Source organism: Spirillospora sp. NPDC000708 (assembly GCF_040299565.1).
Classification (GTDB): Bacteria; Actinomycetota; Actinomycetes; order Streptosporangiales; family Streptosporangiaceae; genus Spirillospora.
Genome location: NZ_JBEPCJ010000015.1, coordinates 109066 through 129375, shown reverse-complemented (window position 1 = coordinate 129375; position 20310 = coordinate 109066). Strand labels below are relative to the sequence as shown.

At 74.8% G+C, this 20310-nt stretch carries 14 protein-coding genes; 11 read left to right on the top strand and 3 right to left on the bottom strand.

Features of this window, described 5'->3' with window-relative positions; genetic code table 11:
* Nucleotides 1-304: 304 nt before the first annotated feature.
* The 7 genes from ABT299_RS14025 (at nucleotide 305) to ABT299_RS13995 (ending at nucleotide 6766) form a co-directional block, all read left to right on the top strand.
* On the top strand, nucleotides 305-991 hold the full coding sequence (locus ABT299_RS14025) for a dihydrofolate reductase family protein (RefSeq protein WP_190868163.1): 687 nt from the start codon (nucleotides 305-307) through the stop codon (nucleotides 989-991).
* Nucleotides 992-998: 7 nt separating this feature from the next.
* Entirely contained in the window at nucleotides 999-1433 is a 435-nt protein-coding gene (locus tag ABT299_RS14020) for a cytidine/deoxycytidylate deaminase family protein (protein ID WP_190868167.1), read from the top strand.
* 123 nt (nucleotides 1434-1556) lie between these two features.
* On the top strand, nucleotides 1557-2990 hold the full coding sequence (locus ABT299_RS14015) for an aldehyde dehydrogenase (RefSeq protein WP_190868162.1): 1434 nt from the start codon (nucleotides 1557-1559) through the stop codon (nucleotides 2988-2990).
* A gap of 182 nt (nucleotides 2991-3172) precedes the next feature.
* Nucleotides 3173-4087 carry an ABC transporter ATP-binding protein gene (locus tag ABT299_RS14010; RefSeq protein WP_500250992.1) on the top strand — a complete coding sequence of 305 codons (915 nt, stop codon included), beginning with the start codon at nucleotides 3173-3175 and terminating at the stop codon, nucleotides 4085-4087.
* A 12-nt stretch (nucleotides 4088-4099) separates the two neighbouring features.
* The gene (locus tag ABT299_RS14005; protein ID WP_190868159.1) at nucleotides 4100-4834 is read left to right on the top strand and encodes an ABC transporter permease; all 735 of its coding nucleotides are present in this window, start codon (nucleotides 4100-4102) and stop codon (nucleotides 4832-4834) included.
* 1 nt (nucleotide 4835) lies between these two features.
* The gene (locus ABT299_RS14000) at nucleotides 4836-6095 is read left to right on the top strand and encodes a sensor histidine kinase (RefSeq protein WP_387023709.1); all 1260 of its coding nucleotides are present in this window, start codon (nucleotides 4836-4838) and stop codon (nucleotides 6093-6095) included.
* Nucleotides 6092-6766, top strand: coding sequence for a response regulator (locus tag ABT299_RS13995; RefSeq protein WP_500250991.1), 675 nt, complete (start codon nucleotides 6092-6094; stop codon nucleotides 6764-6766). The genes ABT299_RS14000 and ABT299_RS13995 overlap by 4 nt, the downstream gene beginning before the upstream one ends.
* Before the next feature lie 172 nt (nucleotides 6767-6938).
* On the opposite strand, the gene ABT299_RS13990 is transcribed toward ABT299_RS13995, so the two are convergent.
* The 3 genes from ABT299_RS13990 to ABT299_RS13980 form a co-directional block, all read right to left on the bottom strand.
* Nucleotides 6939-7853, bottom strand: a complete 915-nt coding sequence (locus tag ABT299_RS13990; protein WP_500250990.1) for an AMP-binding protein — start codon at nucleotides 7851-7853, stop codon at nucleotides 6939-6941.
* 77 nt (nucleotides 7854-7930) lie between these two features.
* The gene (locus ABT299_RS13985; protein ID WP_500250989.1) at nucleotides 7931-9607 is read right to left on the bottom strand and encodes an AMP-binding protein; all 1677 of its coding nucleotides are present in this window, start codon (nucleotides 9605-9607) and stop codon (nucleotides 7931-7933) included.
* A gap of 103 nt (nucleotides 9608-9710) precedes the next feature.
* Nucleotides 9711-14186 (bottom strand): LuxR C-terminal-related transcriptional regulator, encoded by a 4476-nt coding sequence (locus ABT299_RS13980; protein ID WP_500250988.1) that lies wholly within the window; start codon nucleotides 14184-14186, stop codon nucleotides 9711-9713.
* A 198-nt stretch (nucleotides 14187-14384) separates the two neighbouring features.
* Between ABT299_RS13980 and ABT299_RS13975 the strand changes: the two genes are divergently transcribed.
* Genes ABT299_RS13975 through ABT299_RS13960 form a run of 4 tightly spaced genes read left to right on the top strand, consistent with a single transcriptional unit; the run spans nucleotide 14385 to nucleotide 20302 of the window.
* A complete protein-coding gene (locus tag ABT299_RS13975) occupies nucleotides 14385-15590 on the top strand; it encodes a hypothetical protein (protein WP_190868149.1) in 1206 nt (401 codons plus the stop codon).
* Between the two features lie 2 nt (nucleotides 15591-15592).
* Nucleotides 15593-16444, top strand: coding sequence for a hypothetical protein (locus ABT299_RS13970; protein ID WP_500250987.1), 852 nt, complete (start codon nucleotides 15593-15595; stop codon nucleotides 16442-16444).
* The gene (locus ABT299_RS13965; RefSeq protein WP_500250986.1) at nucleotides 16437-17108 is read left to right on the top strand and encodes a DprA-like winged helix domain-containing protein; all 672 of its coding nucleotides are present in this window, start codon (nucleotides 16437-16439) and stop codon (nucleotides 17106-17108) included. Before ABT299_RS13970 ends, ABT299_RS13965 begins: the two co-directional genes overlap by 8 nt.
* Entirely contained in the window at nucleotides 17105-20302 is a 3198-nt protein-coding gene (locus tag ABT299_RS13960) for a coiled-coil domain-containing protein (protein ID WP_500250985.1), read from the top strand. Before ABT299_RS13965 ends, ABT299_RS13960 begins: the two co-directional genes overlap by 4 nt.
* Nucleotides 20303-20310: the final 8 nt, after the last annotated feature.

The window sequence follows — 20310 nt, the reverse complement described above, 5'->3', positions numbered from 1 at the left end:
AACGCCGTGTTGGCTTCAATCCCGGCCCAAGGGCCTCGCCTGGCGGCTCGGCCCTTGACCGTGATTGGGCGAGCGCGAACTCGCTTCGCGAGCTTCCCGGTGGGGGCTCGCCTTCGGCATCGCCCCCACCGGTCAGATGGCGCGCTCGCGTGACGGCTCGGCTTGGCGCGGGGCCCTGCCGGGCTCGCCTTCGGCTTCGCCCCGGCCGGTCGGATCGGCCTGGTCGCTCAAGGTGAAGGCTCCACTCGGCGGTCAAGGTGCACTGGTGGCTTGGGGGTGGTGCGGCAGGTTTTAGGCTGGGGTGGTGGGTGATCGTCCTTACGTGCTGCTGAGCTGCGCGATGTCGGTCGACGGGTACATCGACGACGCGGCGCCGGAACGGCTGCGGCTGTCCAGCGCCGCGGACTTCGACCGCGTCGACGCGGTGCGGGCCGGCTGCGACGCGATCCTCGTCGGCGCCGGGACCGTCCGGGCCGACGACCCGAAGCTGCTGATCCGCTCGCAGGCGCGGCGGGAGCAGCGGGTCTCTCGCGGGCTCCCGCCCGACCTCACCAAGGTGACGCTGACCTGGAGCGGCGACCTGGATCCTGGCGCGCGGTTCTTCACCACGGGCGAGTCGCCGAAGCTGGTGTACGCGCCGTCCGGCGCGGCCGCGGAGCTGGCGGAGCGGCTCGGCGGGCTGGGCGAGGTCGTCGACGCGGGCGAGCCGCTGGAGCTCCCGGCCGTCCTGGCGGACCTGTCGGCGCGCGGCGTGCGGCGGCTGATGGTGGAGGGCGGCGGCGCCGTTCACACGCTGTTCCTCACGTCGGGGCTGGTGGACGAGCTGCAGCTGGTCGTGGCGCCGTTCTTCGTCGGCGACCCGTCGGCGCCGCGGTTCGTCCGGTCGGGGGTGTTCCCGCAGTCGCCGGAGCGGCCGATGCGGCTGGCGGAGATCACCCGGATCGGCGACCTCGCGCTGCTGCGCTACCTGCCGGGAGGCGAGCGTGGCTGACGCGATCATGGACGACGCCGGGTGGCTGGCGCTGGCCTGCGACCTGGCGACGCTGTGCCCGCCGTCCTCGACGGCGTTCTCGGTGGGCGCGGTGATCGTCGGCGCGGACGGCCGGGAGATCGCGCGCGGGCACTCGCGGGAGGCCGACCCGCACGACCACGCCGAGGAGGCGGCCATCGCCAAGACCGGCGGGGTGCTGCGCGGCGCGACCGTCTACAGCTCGCTGGAGCCGTGCGGGAACCGCGCGTCCCGGCCGCGGCCGTGCGCCGAGCTGATCGTCGCGTCGGGGGCGCGGCGGGTGGTGTTCGCCTGGCGCGAGCCGTCGGTGTTCGTCGCGGGCACGGGCGCGGAGATCCTCGAGGCGGCGGGCGTGGAGCTGGTCGAACTGCCCGAGCTCGCCGGGCCGGCGCGGGCGCCGAACGCGCACCTGCTGACTCGGTGAGACTCTAGTCTCATTTCTCTTGCCAACCCCCCTCGACCGCGTGCAATGCTGAGCCAAGCAAGCATTCGGTCAGCGGATGCGCTCCGGACTCTCCGCGGACCCCCCGGCAGGAGGCACATCAGCATGCTCGAGCACGATCGGCTGTTCATCGGCGGCGAGTGGACGGCACCGGCCGGCACCGGCACCATCGAGGTCATCTCCCCGCACACCGAGGAGGTCATCGGCCGGGTGCCGGACGGCACCGAGGCGGACATGGACGCCGCGGTCGCCGCCGCCCGGCGCGCCTTCGACCAGGGCCCCTGGCCGCGGATGACGCCCGCCGAGCGCGCCGAGAAGGTCGGCAGGCTGTCGGCGATCTACGCCGAGCGGCAGCAGCAGATGGCCGACCTCGTCACCGCGGAGATGGGCTCGCCGATCCTGTTCTCGGTGTTCGGGCAGGCCGCGATCCCGCAGATGGTGCTGCAGTACTACGTCGACCTCGCCGGCACCTACGCCTGGGAGGACGAGCGGCCCGGCATGCTCGGCCCCGTCACCGTCACCCGCGAGCCGGTCGGCGTCGTCGCCGCGATCGTCCCGTGGAACGTGCCGCAGTTCACGCTGATGCTCAAGCTCGCGCCCGCGCTGATCGCCGGCTGCACCGTCGTCGCCAAGCCGTCCCCCGAGACGCCGCTCGACAGCTACCTGCTGGCCGAGTGGATCAAGGAGGCGGGCATCCCGGACGGCGTCGTCAACATCGTCCCGGCGGGCCGCGAGGTCGGCGCCTACCTGGTCGCGCACCCCGGCGTCGACAAGGTGTCCTTCACCGGCTCCACCGCCGCCGGACGCAAGATCGGCGCGGTCTGCGGCGAGCAGCTCAAGCGGGTCACCCTGGAGCTCGGCGGCAAGTCCGCCGCGATCGTGCTGGACGACGCCGACCTCGCCTCCACCATCGAGGGCTTCAAGATGGCCTCGCTGATGAACAACGGCGAGGCGTGCGCCGCGCAGACCCGCATCCTGGCGTCCCGCCGCCGCTACGACGAGGTCGCCGACGCCCTGGCGACCATGGTCGGCGGCCTCACCGTCGGCGACCCGGCCGACTACTCCAGCGAGATCGGCCCGCTCGTCGCCAAGCGGCAGCAGGAGCGCGTGGAGAACTACATCCGGATCGGCCAGGACGAGGGCGCCAAGGTCATCACCGGCGGGCTGAACCGGCCGCACGACCGCGGCTGGTACGTCGCGCCGACCGTGTTCGGCGACGTCCGCAACGACATGCGGATCGCCCGCGAGGAGATCTTCGGCCCGGTGCTCGTCCTGATCCCCTACGAGGACGAGGAGGACGCCGTCCGGATCGCCAACGACAGCGACTACGGCCTCGGCGGCTCGGTCTGGACCGGCGACGTCGACCACGGCGTCGAGGTCGCCCGCCGCATCCGCACCGGCAGCTGCGGCGTGAACCTCTACAGCCTCGACCCCAACACCCCGTTCGGCGGCTTCAAGAACAGCGGCCTCGGCCGCGAGCTCGGCCCGGAGGGCCTGAACGCCTACCTGGAGCACAAGTCCATCCCGCGTCCCGCCTGACGCCTCCAGAACCCGCGTGCCGTCCCGTGAGCGCCTGCACGGGACGGCACGCGACGTCTCAGCCCCCTCCACCGATCGGTTGATGCGGCGGATCAGCCGCCGCGTGGCCGGTCGGTCGATGTCCCGGTGAGGCCCGCCCCGGGAGCCTTGTGGTCGTTGGGAGACGACCAGAGGAGCCCGCGTTGGCGATCATCGAGGTGAACGGCCTCAGCAAGCGGTACGGCGGCCGCACCGCCCTGGACGAGGTGTCCTTCTCCGTCGAGGAGGGCGAGATCTTCGGCATCCTCGGCCCGAACGGCGCCGGGAAGACCACGGCGGTCGAGTGCCTGGAGGGCCTGCGCCGCCCCGACGGCGGCACCGCCCGCGTCGTCGGCCTCGACCCGTGGACCGACGGACGCCGGCTGCACGAGCTGATCGGCGTCCAGCTCCAGCAGACCGGCCTGCCCGGATCGATCCGGGTGCGGGAGGCGCTCGAGCTGTACGCCTCCTTCTACGCCTCCCCGCGCGACCCCGGCGAGCTGATCGCCCAATGGGGCCTGGAGGGCGAGCGGGACGCCCGGGTCCGCAAGCTGTCCGGCGGGCAGGCGCAGCGGCTGTACATCGCGCTCGCGCTCGTCGGCGCGCCCCGCGTCGCGTTCCTCGACGAGCTGACCACCGGCCTGGACCCGCACGCACGCCGCGCCACCTGGGAGCTGATCCGCCGGATCCGCGACGAGGGCGTCACCGTCGTGCTGATCAGCCACTTCATGGACGAGGCGGAGGAGCTGTGCGACCGGCTCGCCGTCTTCGACGCCAGCCGCATCGTCGCCACCGGCACCCCCGGGCGGCTCATCGAGGAGACCACCGGGGGCGGCGGCCGGATGCGGTTCCGGCCCGTCGACGAACTGGACCTCGCCCTGCTGGCCGGCGTGCCCGGCGTCACCGACGTCCGGCGGTCCGGCGCGTACGTGACCGTCACCGGCCGCGGCGACTTCGCCACCGCGGTCACCTCCGCGCTCGCCCGCAGCCGCGTGGTGGTCGCCGACCTGCGCATCGACCAGCGCACCCTCGACGACGCCTACCTCGCCCTGACCGGCGGGCCGTCCGCCCGCGACTGAAGGAGCCGCAGAATGTTCGGCAAGATCCTGGCCGTCGAGTTCCGGATGCGGATGCGCGAGGCCCTCACCCCCGTGTTCGCGGTCGTGCTCCCGCTCGCCCTGCTGTTCGGCTTCGGGCTGATGCCGGACGCCACCAAGCCGTCCGAGAACCTCGGCGGGCAGACCACCACCGAGTACATGGCCGTCCTCGGCACCGGCGTCGCGTTCGCGATCCTCAGCCTCATCATGCTGCCCGGCGTGCTGTCCGACTACCGCGAGCGCGGCGTGCTGCGCCGCATGCGCGCCACCCCCGTCCGGCCGTCGGCGCTGCTCGGCGCCCAGCTGCTGATCAACGCGGGGGCGGGCGCGGTGACCGCCGCCGTCATGATCGTCGCCGGTGCGGCGGCGTTCGGCACCCCCGTGCCGCGCGGCTTCGGCTGGTTCCTGCTCGCCGCGGTCCTGTGCCTGCTCGCGCTGCTGGCGCTCGGCTCGCTCGTCAGCGCCGTCGTGCCGACCGGCCGGGCCGGCAACGCCGTCGGGTCGCTGCTGTTCTTCCCCAGCATGTTCCTCGCCGGTGTGTACATCCCCTACGACCAGATGCCGCGCACCCTGCAGCGGATCTGCGACGTCACCCCTCTCGGCGCCGGCATCCGCTCCATGCGGGACGCCTGGATGGGCCACGCGCCGCATCCCCTCCATCTGGCGATAATGGCCGCGTACGCGGTGGTCGCGACCCTGGCCGCCGCCCGGCTCTTCCGGTGGGAGTGACGTGCCAGAACACGAGTACGGCGTCGACGCCTGGGAACGCCGCGAGCGGCTCGCCCTGGGCGTCGTCCCGTACGTCTCGCTGGGGCTGGCGACGGCGCTCGGGCTGCTGGTCGACCATGGGACGCCCGGCAGGATCGCCCTCCAGCTGGGACTGAGCACGGCGGCGGTCGCGTGGGTGACATGGATCGCCGTCCTCCACCCCGACCGGCTGGAACGCCCCCGCGCCGCGGGCGCCTACTACGTCGTCCTGATCGGCCTGATCGGCGCGCTGATCTCGATGAACGGGATGTACGGGTTCGCAATCATCACCGGGTACATGCACGCGTTCTGGCTCGGCCCCCGCTGGCGGACCCTCGCCGTGATCGTCTGCGCCGCGCTCGGCGCCGCGGCGCAGCTGGGCGGGATCGGGAGCATCGACCGGGGGAACCTGCTCGTCTACCTGCTGGTCTTCGCGGTGAACGTGCTGCTGGCGGGCGGGATCACCCTGTTCGCCTGGCGCATCAGCGAGGAGTCCGACCGGCGCCGCGACGTCATCGCCGAGCTCGCCGAGGCGAACGCGCGACTGGAGGCGGCCCTGGAGGAGAACGCCGGCCTGCACGCCCAGCTCCTCGCGCAGGCCCGCGAGGCCGGCGTGCACGACGAGCGGCAGCGGATGGCGGGCGAGATCCACGACACCATCGCGCAGGGCCTCGCCGGCGTCGTCACCCAGCTCCAGGCCGCCCGGCAGGCCCGCGAGCGCGGCCGCGACTGGGAACGGCACGTGGACGTCGCGCAGCGGATGGCGCGCGACAGCCTCGCCGAGGCCCGCCGGTCCGTCCAGGCGCTGCGGCCGCAGTCGCTGGAGGAGTCCGCACTGCCCGAGGCGCTCACCGAGGTCGCCGGCCGCTGGACGGCCCTGCACGGCGTTCCCGCCGAAGTCAGGACCACCGGTACCGTACGGACCATGCACCCGGAGGTCGAGGGGACGCTGCTGCGCACCGCGCAGGAGGCGCTGGCGAACGTCGCCAAGCACGCCGGCGCGTCCCGCGTCGCGGTGACCCTGTCGTACATGGGCGACCTGATCACCCTGGACGTCCGCGACGACGGCGCCGGATTCGCCCCCGACCGCGTCACGCCGACCGCGGACGGCGGCTACGGCCTCACCGCGATGCGCCGCCGCGTCGCCCGCGTCGCCGGGACGCTGGAGATCGAGTCGGAGCCGGGCGCGGGCACCGCGATCTCCGCGAGCGTCCCCGCCGTCCCGATGGGCGACGCCGGATGACCGGTGACACGATCACCCTGCTCATCGCCGACGACCATCCCGTAGTGCGCGACGGGCTGCGCGGCATGTTCACCGGGGAGCCCGGCTTCGAGGTGCTCGCCGAGGCCGCCGACGGCGCGGAGGCGGTGCGGCTCGCCGAGGCCCTCCGCCCGGACGTCGTGCTGATGGACCTGCGGATGCCCGGCACCGACGGCGTCACCGCCATCACCCGGATGGCGGAGCGCGGCCTGCCCGCCCGGGTGCTGGTGCTGACCACCTACGACACCGACAGCGACGTGCTTCCTGCGATCGAGGCGGGCGCCACCGGCTACCTGCTCAAGGACGCGCTGCAGGACGAGCTGTTCCGCGCGGTCCGCGCCGCGGCCCGCGGCGAGTCCGTGCTGTCGCCGTCGGTGGCGGCGCGGCTGATGAGCCGGATGCGCACCGCCGCCGCCCGCCCGTCCTCGCCGCGGGGTGAGGAGTCGCTCAGCCCCCGCGAGCTGGAGGTCCTCGGCCTGATCGCGCGTGGCAGCACCAACCGGGAGGCCGCCGCCCGCCTGTTCATCAGCGAGGCCACGGTGAAGACCCACCTGCTGCACATCTACGGCAAGCTCGGCGTGAACGACCGCGCCGCCGCGGTCGCCGCGGCATTCGACCGCGGCCTTCTCCAGCCCGGCTCCGCATCCTCCTGACGAACTCACCCTCCAGACGAACCGCTCAGGACACCGAACAACCTCACCTCACGGGCGCGCCTTACTGACGAGCCACCCAGAACACCGGCCCTACCTGAACGGGCCGCTCAAGACACCGCCCCCTCCTGAAGCGGCCGCCGCTCAAAACACCGCCCTCCCCTAAACGGGCTGCTCAGGGCAGCGGCGACACCGTCCAGCCGTGCCGGATCCGGCAGGCGCGCGCCGCTTCCACCGATGGCGTGCCCGCCACCAGCACCCGAAGCCCGCACGTCGGGACCGCGCCGTGGTCGAACGCCAGCGCGCGCAGCTTCGCGGGGCCGACGACCAAGGCGGTCGCCCCGTACCGCAGGACCGCTTCCAGCAGCTCGCGGGCGCCCGGCTCCGGCACTCCGGCGAACACCGCGCCCTGAACCAGGCACAGGTCGATGAGCCCGACCCACGTCCGCACCGGCACGTCCGAACCGCAGCAGACCAGCACGTCGTCCTCTCCGAGCGCGACGGCCCCGGCCAGCCGGTAGAGGTCCGCGAGCCGATCGGCATGCGTGACGTCTTCGAGCGGACCCGTGAGCCGCAGCGCCGCGTCGCGCAGCGGATCGGGGGACGGCGCCTCGCCGGACCCGGTCCCCGCCTCCAGCAGCCGGTCGAACGGGGTGGCGCCCGGCACGTCCCCGAACGCGAAGACCTGCCGCACGTACGAGTCGTCCGCTGCGGCCATCGACCGCGCGGCGGTCACCTCCCCCGTCATCAGGAACCGCGCGCCCACCTCGTTCATCATCGCGGCGAGCTCGTCCGCGGGCGCGTCCGGCGGCAGCGGCGCGGGCACGGCTCCGGCCGCACCGACCGCGTGCACGGCGAGTGCCAGGTCGCAGGCGTCCGCGAGGTGGATCGCGCCGACGTCGCCGGCGCGCACCCCGTGCCACCGCAGGCCCCGGGCCGCCGCGGGCACCACCTCTGCGAACCAGGCGCGGCCCAGCGACCGCCCCCGGTCGACAACCGCGGTCCGGTCGCCGCCGCCCATCGCCGCCAGCACCGTCCGCGTCACCGTCGCGTCGGCGACGCCCACCGCGCCGGTCTCTCCGTCCAGCATGCGGCGACCGTATGCCCGGCTCCAGCGCCGCCACATCCGAAGACCTATGTAGACACATGTGTAGCCGCCCAGGTGAATCACGGGAGTCGGCCGAGGCCGGCGCGGTCGAGGAGGGCCCGGCGCCGGACACGCCCGCCAGAATCGCGGGGAATCTCCTCGACCAGGTGAACGGCGACGACCCCGCGGCGCCCTGCGACGTGCGTGTCGAGGTAGGCGAGCAGGTCGTCGGCGGAGGTCTCGTCGGTGACGACGGCGAACGCGTGCGGCGCCAGGCCGAGGTCCTCGTCGGGGACGGGCGCGACGGCGGCGTCGGACACCGCGGGATGCGCGGCGAGCACCGCCTCGGGTTCGCCGGGCGGCTCGGGCCTGGCACGTCCCACCCGGCCGAGCACGAACACGCGACCGTGGTCGTCGGCGAACGCGGAGTCGCCGGTCGGCAGCCAGCGGACGGGGACGGCGGCGGTCCGGGCCACCGGCAGCCGCACGCACAGTTCGCCCGGCTGGTAGGACGGCTGGCCGGCGCCGGTCCGCGGATGGACGACGCACCACTTCACGCCGGGCAGGCCGCGTCCGACGGAGTCCAGCGTGCCCTCCTCGGCGGCGCGCAGGTTGAGGTGCGTGATGCCGGCGGCCTCGGCGAGACCGTACGCCTGCCTGACCGGGCAGCCGAGCCGGGCCGCGGCGGCGCGCGCGTCCTCGGCGGCGAGCGGCCCGCCCAGGGTGACGACGGCGCGCAGCGTCCGCAGGTCGTAGCGGCCGACCGTGCGATCGCGGCCGAGCGCCTCGGCCATGGACGGCGGCAGCACCGCCACGGTCGCGCGCCACCGCTGCAACGCGCGCAGCAGGTCGTGGCGGCCGCCGGTGAAGGCGACGATCGTGGCGCCGAGACGCAGGCCCGGGTTGAGGACGCCGTTCAGGCCGAGGACCCCGGTGAGCGGCAGCGCGGTCAGCACGGTGTCGGCAGCGCCGATCATGCCGGCCTCGGCGACCCGCACCAGGGCGGCGACCATCTCCGCGTGGGTGAGCCGGACCGTCCGACCCGGTCCGGGCGGACCACCGGCGCAGACGATGAGCGCGAGATCGCGCGCCGGGTCGACGGGGACCACCGGCGCCGCGACACCGGTCGACCGCGCCGAGAACGGCTCGGTACCGGCTTCCGCGCCGCCGGGATCGCCCGGGTCGACAGCAACCTCCGATGCAGTGACACCGAGCGCAGAGAACGCTTCGGTAGCAGGTTCCGCGTCGCCGGAGTCGCGGGCCGGATCCACGGGCGCCGCCGGCGCCGCGGCACCGGTGAGCAATGCCGAGAACGGCTCGGTACCGGGTTCCTCCCCGAAGCAGAACAGCCGCCGCTCCTGCCCCCGGACGTCATCGGCGAGCCCCGGCCAGGTGATCACCGTCCGGGCTCCGGCGGACTCCAGCAGCCGCGCGGTTTCGGCGGCGGACGGCCCGCCCACGGGGAACGGGACGGCGCCTGCGGCGGTGACCGCGTGCAGCGCGAGGGCGAACTCGGGGCCGCCCGGCAGGTGCAGGCCCACCACGTCCCCCGGCCGGATCCCCTCCCGCACGAGCCCGGCCGCCGCTGCGCCAGTCCGCGCGGCCAGCTCGCCGTACGTCAGCGACCGGCCGGACGACGCGTCGGCCACGGCGGGCCGCGCGGTCTTCTCCGGTCCGGAACCGGCCCCTCCGAGCACGGCACGCGTCACCGTCGCGCCGGGGTACGCGGCGGCCACGTCCACACCCTGGGAGATCATGCGCCGACGCTATGTTGGACGCCGCGTCAGCACATGCACCGGACTACGCAGGCATGGTCGTATTCAGCACCCCCTCACCGCTCCGAGATGTGTACACACCCCCTCAGTCCTCGGGCGAAAGGGTCTCCACGACCCATGCGGCGATCTGCGCACGGGACGAGTAGCCCAGCTTGGTCAGGATGTTCGTCACGTGCCGCGCGACGGTCGCCGGGCTGATCACCAGCTCGTCCGCGATCCCGCGGTTGGTCAACCCGCGCGCGACGAGCCGTGCGACCTCCCGCTCCCGCCCTGTCAAGGTGCTCGGCGGCGTGAACGGCCGAGCCCGCCCCTCCACCGCCCGCCCCCCACCTGGGCCGCTCCGAGGACGCGCATCCCGCGCCTCGCCCCTTTGCTCACCACCCAGAAGGTCCCGTCCGGCCTCCCACTCCTCGCTGGCGCCCGACGCACGTCCGCCCCAGACCTGCCCCGCCTTTTCCGACCCGTGCATCACCCCGAACCGCTCACCAGCCGCCATCTCACCGCCGACGCGTCCTTCTCCTGCCCCCACCTCCGGTTCGCCCCCACCCCACGCCGCTGCTCCTTGCGCTCCCAACCGCGTCACCGCTGCTGATCCCTGCGACTCGTCCACCGGCTCGCCGCTGGAAACCCGTCGACCGCCCACCTGCCCGCCACCCACCTGCTCACCACCCTGCCGCCCGCCACCCGCGCCGGCGTTGAACAGGTCGGCGGCGATCTGCCGCCCGCCGCCCTCCTGCCCGCCGCCCTCCTGCCCGCCGCCTTGCCGCTCACCACCCTTCCGCTCACCGCTCAGCCCCTCGCCGCGCCGCCGGCTAGGCGCCGCACCCAGCCCCCGCTCGCCCCAAAACCGCCCCGCCACCGACCCCGACGAAACATCCGCCCGCTCCCCACTCGACAGCCGCCCTCCCCCCTGTCGTCCGCCGCTCTGCCGACCGGGCGCCACACCCGGCCCCGGCTCGTCCCCAAACCGCGCAGCCGCCGACCCCGGCGACGCACCTGCCTGCTCCACACTCGACACCTGCCCACCACCCTGCTGCCCGCCGCTCTGCCAACCAGGCACCGCTCCCGCCCCCCGTCCGTCCCCAAACCGCGCCGCCACCGACCCCAACGACACATCTGCCTGCTCCACACTCGGCACCTGGCCGCCGCTCCGCAGGCTTGGCGCCACACCCGACCCCCGCTCGTCCCCATACCGCCCTGCCGCCGACCCCGGCGACGTATCCGTCTGCTCCACACTCGGCACTTGTCCGCCGGTCTCCTGCCGACCGCTCCGGACTCGGTCCTCGCTCTGCTCCTGCCAGCCAGGGCCTTGAGCCCCGACCGCGCCCGGACGTGGCTCCTCCTCGGAGGGCAATGCGGCCGATCCCTGCGACACGCCTGGCTGCTCGGAACCTCTCACTTGTCGCCCGGCCTCCCGCGCGCCGGGCTGCTGGTGCTGACCAGCACTTGTCACCCGTCTCCCGGTCTCCTGTTGGCCGGGCTGCTGTTCCTGATTCGCGCTTGGCTCCTGCTCGCCCTCGAACCGCGTTGCTGACGGTCCCCGCGACCTGCCCGCCGACTCGCCGCTTCCGGCTTGGCGCCCGCTCTCCTCGTGCCAGCCGAGCCCCTGTGCCCAGACCGCGCCTATCTCTCGCTCGTTCCGGAACCGTTCTGCCGCCGGTCCTTGCTTCGTGCTCGTCGGGTCGCTTGTGGAGCGTCGTCGACTGCCGTCCTGAGCGCTGCTCCGCTGGGCAGGTATCGCACCCTGGCCCGGCTTGTCCTCATCCCGAGTCGCCGCTGGTCCTGGCGTGTTGTTCTGCTCAACACGTGACTCTTGTCCGGCGGTCTTCTGCCGGGCGAGTTCCTGTACGTGAGCCGGGCTTGGCTCTTGCACGGCCTTCTGCCGCGTCACTGTTGCGCCTTGCGACAGGTCTGCCGGGTCGTCGTTAGGTCTCTGGCGGTCGGCTTCGGATCGTCGGGCCGTGGGCGACTCTGGGGTGGCTTCGGAACTCATCGCGCTTGATGGAGGCTGCGCTGCACGTGCTGGGGCGCCGTCCGGCTTGCGTGGGACGGACTGCGCAGCAGGGATGAGGGGCGTCTCTGGTTCGCGCGCGTTGGCCGGTAGTTGCGCCACGGTGGGCCGCTGCGCGCCTGGCTCCTTACCGACGCTTTCCTGGCTCCGCAGTGCGCTCGGCTCTGGTGCCCCGCCGGGATGGGTTGAGTGCTGTGTTGCGCTTGCCTGGCTGCTGATGGGTGGGCGGCGCGCGGCCGCCTGGGCTGCGTTCGGTTCGTGTTCCGTCCTTGGTTCGCGGGTGGGACGGGGTGTCGGGTGTTCCCAGGTCGGTGGTACGGGGGGCCGGGGTCGTTCTTGGCTGGGGCGTGGAGGGGGGACGGGGGTGGGTGCGGCGTTGTGGGCGTGGAGGGCGTAGTCGACCGCGTCGTCGGGAGGCATCGCGCGGCCCTCGCCCCAGAACTGGGCGACGAGGGGCTCGCCGAGGCGGCGGCGGATCGGTTCCAGCATCCGTTCGCGGCGGGCGCCGGCGGCGGGGTGGCGGCCGGTGGCCTCGCGGAGCGCGGACGCGGCGCCGGCGAGTGTCACCGCGCCGCGCGCGTCGCCCTCGACGGCGACCAGTTCGGCGAAGGTCTCCAGGGCGCGGGCGACGTCGAGGCGGATGCCGGACGAGCGGCTCAGCGACAGGCTCTCCGCCAGCGCCTCACGCGCGGACGCCATGTCCCGCTGCTCCAGCGCGACCCGGCCGATGCCGGCGAGCGCCCGCGCCATCTCCGGACGCGCCCCGATCTCCGCCAGGATCGGCAGGACGTCCGCGTAATGGGCGCGGGCCGCGCCGGGGTCGCCGCGCAGCTCGGCGAGCCGGCCGAGGCCGATGATGGCGTGCGCGGCGCCCCAGAGCTGCCCGATCTCCCGCATCAGCCTCGCGCCCGCGTCGAGGTGTTCGCGGGCCTCGCGGAGGCGGACCCGGCGGATCAGCAGGTAGCCGCGGGTGATCCGGGCGTAGGCGCGGACCCAGTCCAGGCCGGGCCCGGCGGCGATCGCGTCGGCCTCGTCCAGCCGCTGCGCGGCGTCCGTGAACCGGCCCGCGCGGGCGAGCGACTCGGCCAGCGTGACCATAGCGGACGCGGTGGCGAACGTGTCCCCGGCGGCCCGGCAGGGGCCGAGGGCCTCCTCGGCGTACCGGGCGGCCTGGGCGAAGTCGCGGCCGCCGACGGCCAGCTGCGCGCGCCCCGCGAGCGCCGCGCCCAGGATGCGCGGGTCGGTGCCGTGCGAGCGGGCGAGGAACCGGTCCGTCCAGTCGGCCCATTCGGCGACGCGTCCCCGGACGATCCAGAAGGTGCGCAGCGCGGTGCACAGCCGCAGGCCCTTGCCGATGTCGCCGCGGTCCAGCGACCAGGTGAGCGCGGCCTGGACGTTGCCGAGTTCGGCGTCGTACCGGCGGAACAGCGCGACCCGGTCGGCCCAGGCGCCGGGCACCTCCGCCATGCCGAGCCTCCCGTGGCGCTCGGCGTCCTCCAGTACCGCGTCGCGGTGCCGGTTCCGGAACTCCGCGTCCTCGCCCGCCTCCGCGAGGCGTTCGGCGGCGTACTCGCGGATGCTGTCGAGCTGGTGGAACCGGACCTGCCCCGCCATCTCCCCCGCGACGGCCACCAGGGACTTGTCGACCAGCGCGGTCAGCAGGTCTAGGACGTCCTCGGCGGGGAGCGCGGCGTCGGCGCAGACGTGCTCGGCCTGTTCGAGGGTCCAGCCGGCGAACACCGACAGCCGGCGCAGCAGCGTCCGCTCCCGCTCGTCGAGCAGGTCGTGGCTCCAGTCGATCGCCGCGCGGAGCGTCCGCTGCCGGGGCGGCGCGGTCCGGTCGCCGGCGCTGAGCAGCCGGAACCGGTCGGCGAGGCGGCCGGCCATCTGCTCGACCGACAGCACCCGGACGCGCGCGGCCGCCAGTTCCAGGGCCAGCGGCATGCCGTCCAGCGCCCGCGTGACCTCCTCGACGCCGCCGGTGACGTCGAAGCCGGGGCGGGCGGCGCGGGCCCGGTCGGCGAACAGGCGCACCGCCTCGTGCGGTTCGAGCGGCGGGACCCGCCAGACGTTCTCGCCCGCCATCCGCAGCGGCTCGCGGCTGGTCGCCAGCACCCGCATCCGCGGGCAGCGGGCCAGCAGCAGGCCGGTCAGTTCCGCGCACTCCTCGATGACGTGCTCGCAGTTGTCCAGGACGATCAGGACCGACGGCCCGCGCAGCGCGTCGGCGAGCGTGTCGGCGGTCCGGCGGCCCTCCTCCTCCGCCACGTCCAGCACCGCCGCGACGCGCCGCGCGACCGGCTCGGGCGTGCCGTCGGCGCGGACGCCGGCGAGTTCCACGAGCCAGACGCCGTCGGGGTGGGCGTCCAGCATCGTCCGCGCGACGTGCAGGGCCAGCCGCGTCTTGCCGATGCCGCCCGCTCCGCACAGCGTGACCGCCCGCATGCCCTCCAGGAGGCGGCGCAGGTCGGCCACGTCGCGCTCGCGGCCGACGAAGGCGTTGGGTTCGGCGGGGAGGTTCGTCCTCAGGGGAGATCTCGGGTCGCTCATGCCCCTCCTGCCGTGTCCGAAGGGCCCGGCCCGTTGCGCTCCGTGCCCTGGTGCGGCCTGCGGCCCGCGAAGTCCGGGTCGCTCTGTGAGTGTGTCATCGCTGTGCGTGCCCCGTCTGCGGTTTCGGGGGCCCTTTCTCGCGGGCGGTCCCGCCGCCGATTCCACCTTGGGCGCCGCGGGGCCGTACCGTAGTGCGCCGTGTCCACCGCCTCCGAGAACGCGGCCGCCAGCCTCGACGACGTGCTGGTCGGCGAGGCCGTGCTGGGCGTGTACCGGCAGATGTTCGCGGCGCTGGCGCGCGACAGCGGCGCCGTGGTGGACGATCCCGAGCTGGTGGACGTCGCCGAGACGCTGCTCGCCGCGTTCGCCGACGCGGGCGAGGACGGGCTGAGCCGGGAGCAGATGCGGTACGTGTGCCGCCGGTACCCGTCCGAGGTGTTCGAGAACCGGCTGCGGGTGCTGAAGGGGCTCGGCGCCGTCCGGGAGGTGTTCCCCAAGCCGAACCAGCTGCGGTACCGGGCGTCGTTCACCAGCGTGGTCGGGCTGATGTTCGTGCGGCGGATGATGCTGGACGGCGGGCAGAGCGAGATGCACCGGCTCCTCGCGCTGGAGCAGCTCAACGTCGCCGACCCGCGGATGACGCCCGAGCAGGCGCGCGACGGCGCGGAGGGCCTGGCCCGGGCGTTCCGGCTGTGGAGCGTCGAGCTCGTCACGCTCACCAACGGGACGATCGAGGAGCTGCGGGAGCAGGCGCCGAAGCTGTGGGGCACCGAGGAGATCCTGCTGCGCGCCGAGCGGCTGCACGGGGCGATCCTGCGGCGGTGGCCGCAGCTCGACCGCACCTGCACGGACCTGCGCGCCGCCATCTACGCCTACGGCGACGCGTCGCGGCGGGCGGCCGCGCGCCTGACGGACTCCGCGGGCACGACCCGCAACCTGACCCTCCTTCCGCCCGAGACGTGGCGCACCTTCGCCCGTACCGCGGGCCGCGAGGAGCTCGCGGCGGTCCTGGACGGTTTCGTGTTCGACGCCGCCGCGCCGTGGCACGAGCCGTCCGCGGTGGTGACCGCCGTCGAGGACGGGCCGCGCGCGACCCCGCCGCGGCCGGCGCCGCCGCGACCGTCCGTGCCCGACACCGGGCTGTCGTCGGAGACGGGCTCCGACATCACGGCGATGGAGCGGCTGCGCGCCATGGCGGAGGAGGTCCTGCGCGGGCGGGACCGGGTCGCCGTGCACGACGTCCTCGCGCAGGACTGGGTGACCGCGCGCCGGACGCTGGCTGACCTGTCGTCGGCCCATCTGCACCCCGAGCTCCCGTACCGGCTCGTCTGGTCGGACGGCCTGGACGTCCGCCCGGACGGCGCGCCCACCTGGGTGACGCCGGGATGGTTCGAGAGGACGTGACCGTGGACCCGCAGGTTCTCGCGCGGGCCCGCGCCCGCGTGCTCGGCGCCCCGTCGGTCGCGGCGGCCGATCCGGTCCCGGCGGGGACGGCCGCGGCCACGGACGGCGACCGGGTGTGGCTGCTGCCGGTCTGGCCGGACGGCGCGACGCCCGCGCTTCTGGAGGAGTACGAGACCGCGCCCATGCCGCTGGACCGCGCGGGTCAGGCGCGCCGGGTGCTCGCCGCCGCGCTGCGGTGCTGCTGGACGCGGCTGGACGACGCCCCGTGGCCGGGAGCGCCGGCGACGGTCGCGGCCGTCCTGGACGTCTACGCGGGCATGTCCCGGGGGGACGCGGACCTGGCGCGCCGCTGGGCCACCGGCGAGCTGCGCCGCCTGGCCGACACCGGGTGGCTCCTCCTGGACGAGGGCACCGCCGCGAAGAGCGGTACCGTCCGTCCCGGTCCGCGGGTCTCCCTGTGGGCGGAGCACACGCTGTCGTCGCTGCGCTCCCTTCTGCACCGCCTGCCCGAACCCCCGCCTCCGGCGGAATCGCACGCCCAGGACCCGCTCGACGAGCCTCCGGCCGTCCCGTCCCCCCGTCCCGCCGAACCGGCCGACGACGAGCCGGCTTCGGCCGCGGAGCCTTCGGCACCGGGTAGTGAACGTGCGTCATCCGCGCCTCCTGTGGTGTTCAGGTCACCTTCCGTGAACGAGCCTGCCGCGCCCCCGGCACCGGCGGCGGAGAAATCTCTTTCTGTGGATAACTCGCCGCCGACCGGCCCCGACGAGGCCGAGCCGGACCCGGAAGACGGCCCACGGGCTGCACGCGAGGACGCGTCGCGTGAGGAAGGTCCGGGGAGCGGCGGTGAGTGAGCTGTTCGAGGGCCTGCTGCGCGGCTATGACGAGCGGCGGCGGGCGGAGCTGGTCGCGGCGTACATGGCGGTGGAACACGCCGCCGAGCCGGTGCCGGAGGTGCGGTTCCCGGCGCTGCGGGAGCCGGCGCTGCGGCGGACGGTCGAGGAGATGCTGGCGCTGAGCGGCCGGACGCTGGTCCGGTCGGAGCAGACGTCGTGGATCTCGGGGTACCGGGACGACGTCGCGGCGGAGCTGGCGAAGGACGAGGAGTGCGTGCCGCCGCTGCAGGAGCGGGCGGTGCTGACGCTGGTGCTGATCCATTCGGTGGCGATCCCGCGCGCGGCGGGGCTGCTGGAGGACGACTCGTGGCTGTCGCCGTACCCGACGCCGGTGGAGGAGCTGAGGCGGCGGACGCAGCTGCCCGTCGGGGAGCTCGAGGCGGCGCTGCGGCGGCTGCGGCTGGCCGGGCTGGTGGCGCAGGTGAAGGCGGGCGCCGACCCGGCCGACCCGGCGCAGGCGGGCGGTTTCGTGCCGGGGCCGCAGTTCCACCGGCTGACGCCGGCGGCGCGCAGGCGGCTGCAGGAGGAGCTGATCCTGGCCGCGGGGCCGGACTCGCCGCTGGCGGCGGCGATCCGGGCGCGGCGGCGGGGGCGGGAACGCGAGCAGGGGGAGAGCGAATGACGGCCGTGCTGGAACCGCTGGTGCCGGGGCCCGTCCGGGACGCGGAGAACCTCGTCGGCGACCGGACGCTGGTGGCGGTGCAGGCGGTGAACATCTCGCGGCTGTCGACGCATCCGGTGCCGACCGTGCCGGGCACGCTGATCGTGGTGGCGGGGCAGGGCCCGAAGGACTCCAACGGGGCGGGCAAGTCGTCGTTCATCGCGGCGATCACGGCGCTGCTGGGCGACGAGCAGTGGCGGTTCGCGTCGGGTGCGCGGGCCGTGGCCGAGCTGCTGTTCAACGCGGAGCTGGCGGCGCAGGGCGACAGCCAGTGGGCGAGCGCGGACCACGGGTACATCGTGGGCGTCTTCGACTACGCCGAGGCCGCCGACCCGGACGGCCAGACCGAGGACGGCCAGGACGAGGACGGCCAGGACGGGGACGACGACCGCGAGACCGCGCTGACCGTGTGGCTGCGGGTGAACGTGGACGCGCCGCATCTGGAGATCCGCTGGCAGGAGGGCGTGTACCTGGCGTCGGCGCCGTCGGAGGCGGGACGGGTCGGGCTCGCGGACCGGCTGTGGGCGAGCCTGCCGCGCAGCGCCGGCCGCCGCGACCTGGTGGCGAAGGACCTGAGCCGCGTCCTGTACGGCGGGCAGGTGCGGTGCGTGTCGTTCCTGTCGACGTCGGTGCGGTCGAAGGTCGCGACGAACCTGCTGTCGCAGCCGCTGAACGAGATCAGCCCGGAGCGGATCTTCAGCGCGATCGCGGCGCTGACCGGCCTCGACCGGGAGCTGGAGGCCGAGCGCAAGTCGCGGGCGGAGGAGCACCGGGAGCGGGCGAAGGCGGCGGAGGCGGCGGACCGGCTCGCGGAGTGGGAGCGCGAGGCGGCGGCGCTGCTGAAGACGTTCGACCGGCGCGACCGGGCGCGCGAGGAGGTCGCGGCGGCGCTGCGGCACTGGCGGACGCGGCAGGCGCGGCTGCTCGGGGACGCGGCGGAGTCCGACGCGGCGCTCGCCGCCGAGCAGGAGGGGCTGCGGGCCGAGGCCGAGGAGCTGGCGGCGGCGGCGAAGGCGGCGGAGCGGGAGATCGAGCAGCTCACCGGCGGCGCGCTGGACGCGCGGCTCGGCGAGGCGAGCGCGGCGCTGGCCGAGCTGAAGGGGCAGGCCGACAAGCTCGGCGCGGACAAGGCGGTCGCCCGCAACCGCATGGAGGAGCTGCGGCGGCAGGTGTCGGCGCTGGAGGAGCGGCGGCGGGAGGCCGACGGGCGGGACGGCGCCGCCGCGAAGGCGGAGCTGGCGGACGCGGAGGCGCGGCGGGACGAGGCGCAGCAGGAGTTCGGGATGGCGCGCGGCGCCGTCGCGCGCGCGGAGCGGTCGCTGGCGGAGGCGGAGGCGGGCGAGAGCAGCGCGCCCGCGCAGATCCGGGCGCTGGCCGCCGCCGGGATCGCGGCGGTGGGGCTGCTGGACGCGGTGGAGCTGGCCGAGGACGTCCGCGACCGGTGGGAGGCCGCGCTGTGGCCGTACCGGGAGGCCGTCGTGGTCGGGACGTCCGATCTGGACGCGGCGGCGGACGCGCTGAAGGGGCTGCCCGGCTCGATGATCGTCCCGGCGGACGGGGAGCTGAACCCGGGCGGCGAGCCGGTGCCGGGGCACCCCGAGGGGGTCCGGTGCGCGCTGCCGCTGACGCGCTTCTTCGGCGCCTTCGACGGCGACGGGAAGGGCGTCGTGATCGTCGGCGGGTTCCCCGAGCCGGTGACGGGGCGGGTGGCGCGCGTGCAGGCGGCGCGGGCCGCTCTGGAGGCGGCGAAGGAGGCGCTGGAGAGCGCGCGGCAGGCGACGTCCGACGCCGCCGCCGACGTGGCGCGCGCGGGGCGCCGCCTCGCGGGCGCGCAGGCGGCGGACGAGCTGGACGCCGTGCACGAGCGCATGGCGGAGCTGCGGGCGCAGCTGGAGGAGCTGGCGAGCAGCGAGTCGAAGCTCGGTCCCCGGCTGGGGTCGGCGGAGCAGGCCGTGCGGCGGCTCCAGGCGAAGGCGGACACGCGCGCGCTGGAGGTGGACCGGCTGCGCGGGCGCAAGGAGGCGCACGACCGCGACCGCGACCGGGTGCGGCGCAAGGCGGCGGAGCTGGCGGACAAGCGCGCGGCGCTCGGCCTGGAGGAGCTGGAGAAGGAGTGGGGCGGCTCCCGGGACGGCGCCGCCGAGTGGCTGTCCGGCCTCGACGACGACGAGGCGACGTGGACGCCCGCCGAGTGGTGGCACACCGCCGAGAAGCATCTGTCGGAGGCGCTGCGACGCGTCTTCCCGGACGGCCCGTCCGATGAGGACATGCCGGAGGAGACGCGGTTCCTGCTGCGGGAGCGCGCCGAGGGCGAGGGCCGCCGCACCGACCGGGAGCAGGCCACGTTCCTGCGGCTGGCGAAGTCGCTGGAGGGCTACCTGCGCCGCCAGGAGGACTACGAGAAGCACCAGCGGCGGCAGATCGAGGTGCAGATGTCCGAGCGCCGCGCCGACCTGGAGAAGGCGCGCAAGGGCGCGACGGAGGCGGCGGGCGCCGCGGAGGCGCACCGGACGGCGCTGACGGCGGCGATCCGGGCGCGGCTCCAGCGGGTGTCGGAGGAGTTCGAGAAGCTGGACGTGACGTACGGCGGGTACGGCGCGACGCTGGAGTTCCCGACGCCGGAGCAGCCCGGCGACCCGGAGCAGGAGTGGCGCTGGCGGGTGACGCCGAAGTGGCGGCGCTCGGACGGCCAGCGGTACGTCCCGTACAACCGGCGCGCGAACACGGCGCTGATGGACGAGAAGGCGGTCAAGCTGGTGTGCGCGGCGGCGCTGGCCAGTTCCGGCGGCGGGCGGCTGTGCCTGGTGCTGGACGAGCTGGGCCGCAACCTGGGCAAGGAGCACCGCAAGGAGGCCGTGGCGCTGTTCCGCAAGATCGGCGAGACGCACGGCATCACGGTGATCGGCGCGTTGCAGGACGACATGGAGCCGTACGCGATCGACGCGTGCGGGCAGTACGTGAAGCTGCGCCGCTCCTCGGACACGATGCCGTACAACGAGCCGCCCGTCGTCGTGGGGTACGACGAGCACGAGCCGCGGGTCCGGAAGCTGGCGGAGGCGGTCACCCGGGCGCGGGCCGACGTGACCGGCGCGACCGACGCGACCGGCACGACCAGTACGACCGGGACGACCGCCGGTACCGGCGAAGCGCCGTAAATCATGTG

What these genes read in the sequence shown, in the direction of transcription:
- ABT299_RS13985 (WP_500250989.1), bottom strand. Translation starts at nt 9,607, where the DNA reads ATGATCTCCCAGGGTGTGGACGTGGCCGCCGCGTACCCCGGCGCGACG.
- ABT299_RS13990 (WP_500250990.1), bottom strand. Translation starts at nt 7,853, where the DNA reads ATGCTGGACGGAGAGACCGGCGCGGTGGGCGTCGCCGACGCGACGGTG.
- ABT299_RS13980 (WP_500250988.1), bottom strand. Translation starts at nt 14,186, where the DNA reads ATGAGCGACCCGAGATCTCCCCTGAGGACGAACCTCCCCGCCGAACCC.
- ABT299_RS14015 (WP_190868162.1), top strand. Translation starts at nt 1,557, where the DNA reads ATGCTCGAGCACGATCGGCTGTTCATCGGCGGCGAGTGGACGGCACCG.
- ABT299_RS14005 (WP_190868159.1), top strand. Translation starts at nt 4,100, where the DNA reads ATGTTCGGCAAGATCCTGGCCGTCGAGTTCCGGATGCGGATGCGCGAG.
- ABT299_RS14020 (WP_190868167.1), top strand. Translation starts at nt 999, where the DNA reads ATGGACGACGCCGGGTGGCTGGCGCTGGCCTGCGACCTGGCGACGCTG.
- ABT299_RS13995 (WP_500250991.1), top strand. Translation starts at nt 6,092, where the DNA reads ATGACCGGTGACACGATCACCCTGCTCATCGCCGACGACCATCCCGTA.
- ABT299_RS13960 (WP_500250985.1), top strand. Translation starts at nt 17,105, where the DNA reads ATGACGGCCGTGCTGGAACCGCTGGTGCCGGGGCCCGTCCGGGACGCG.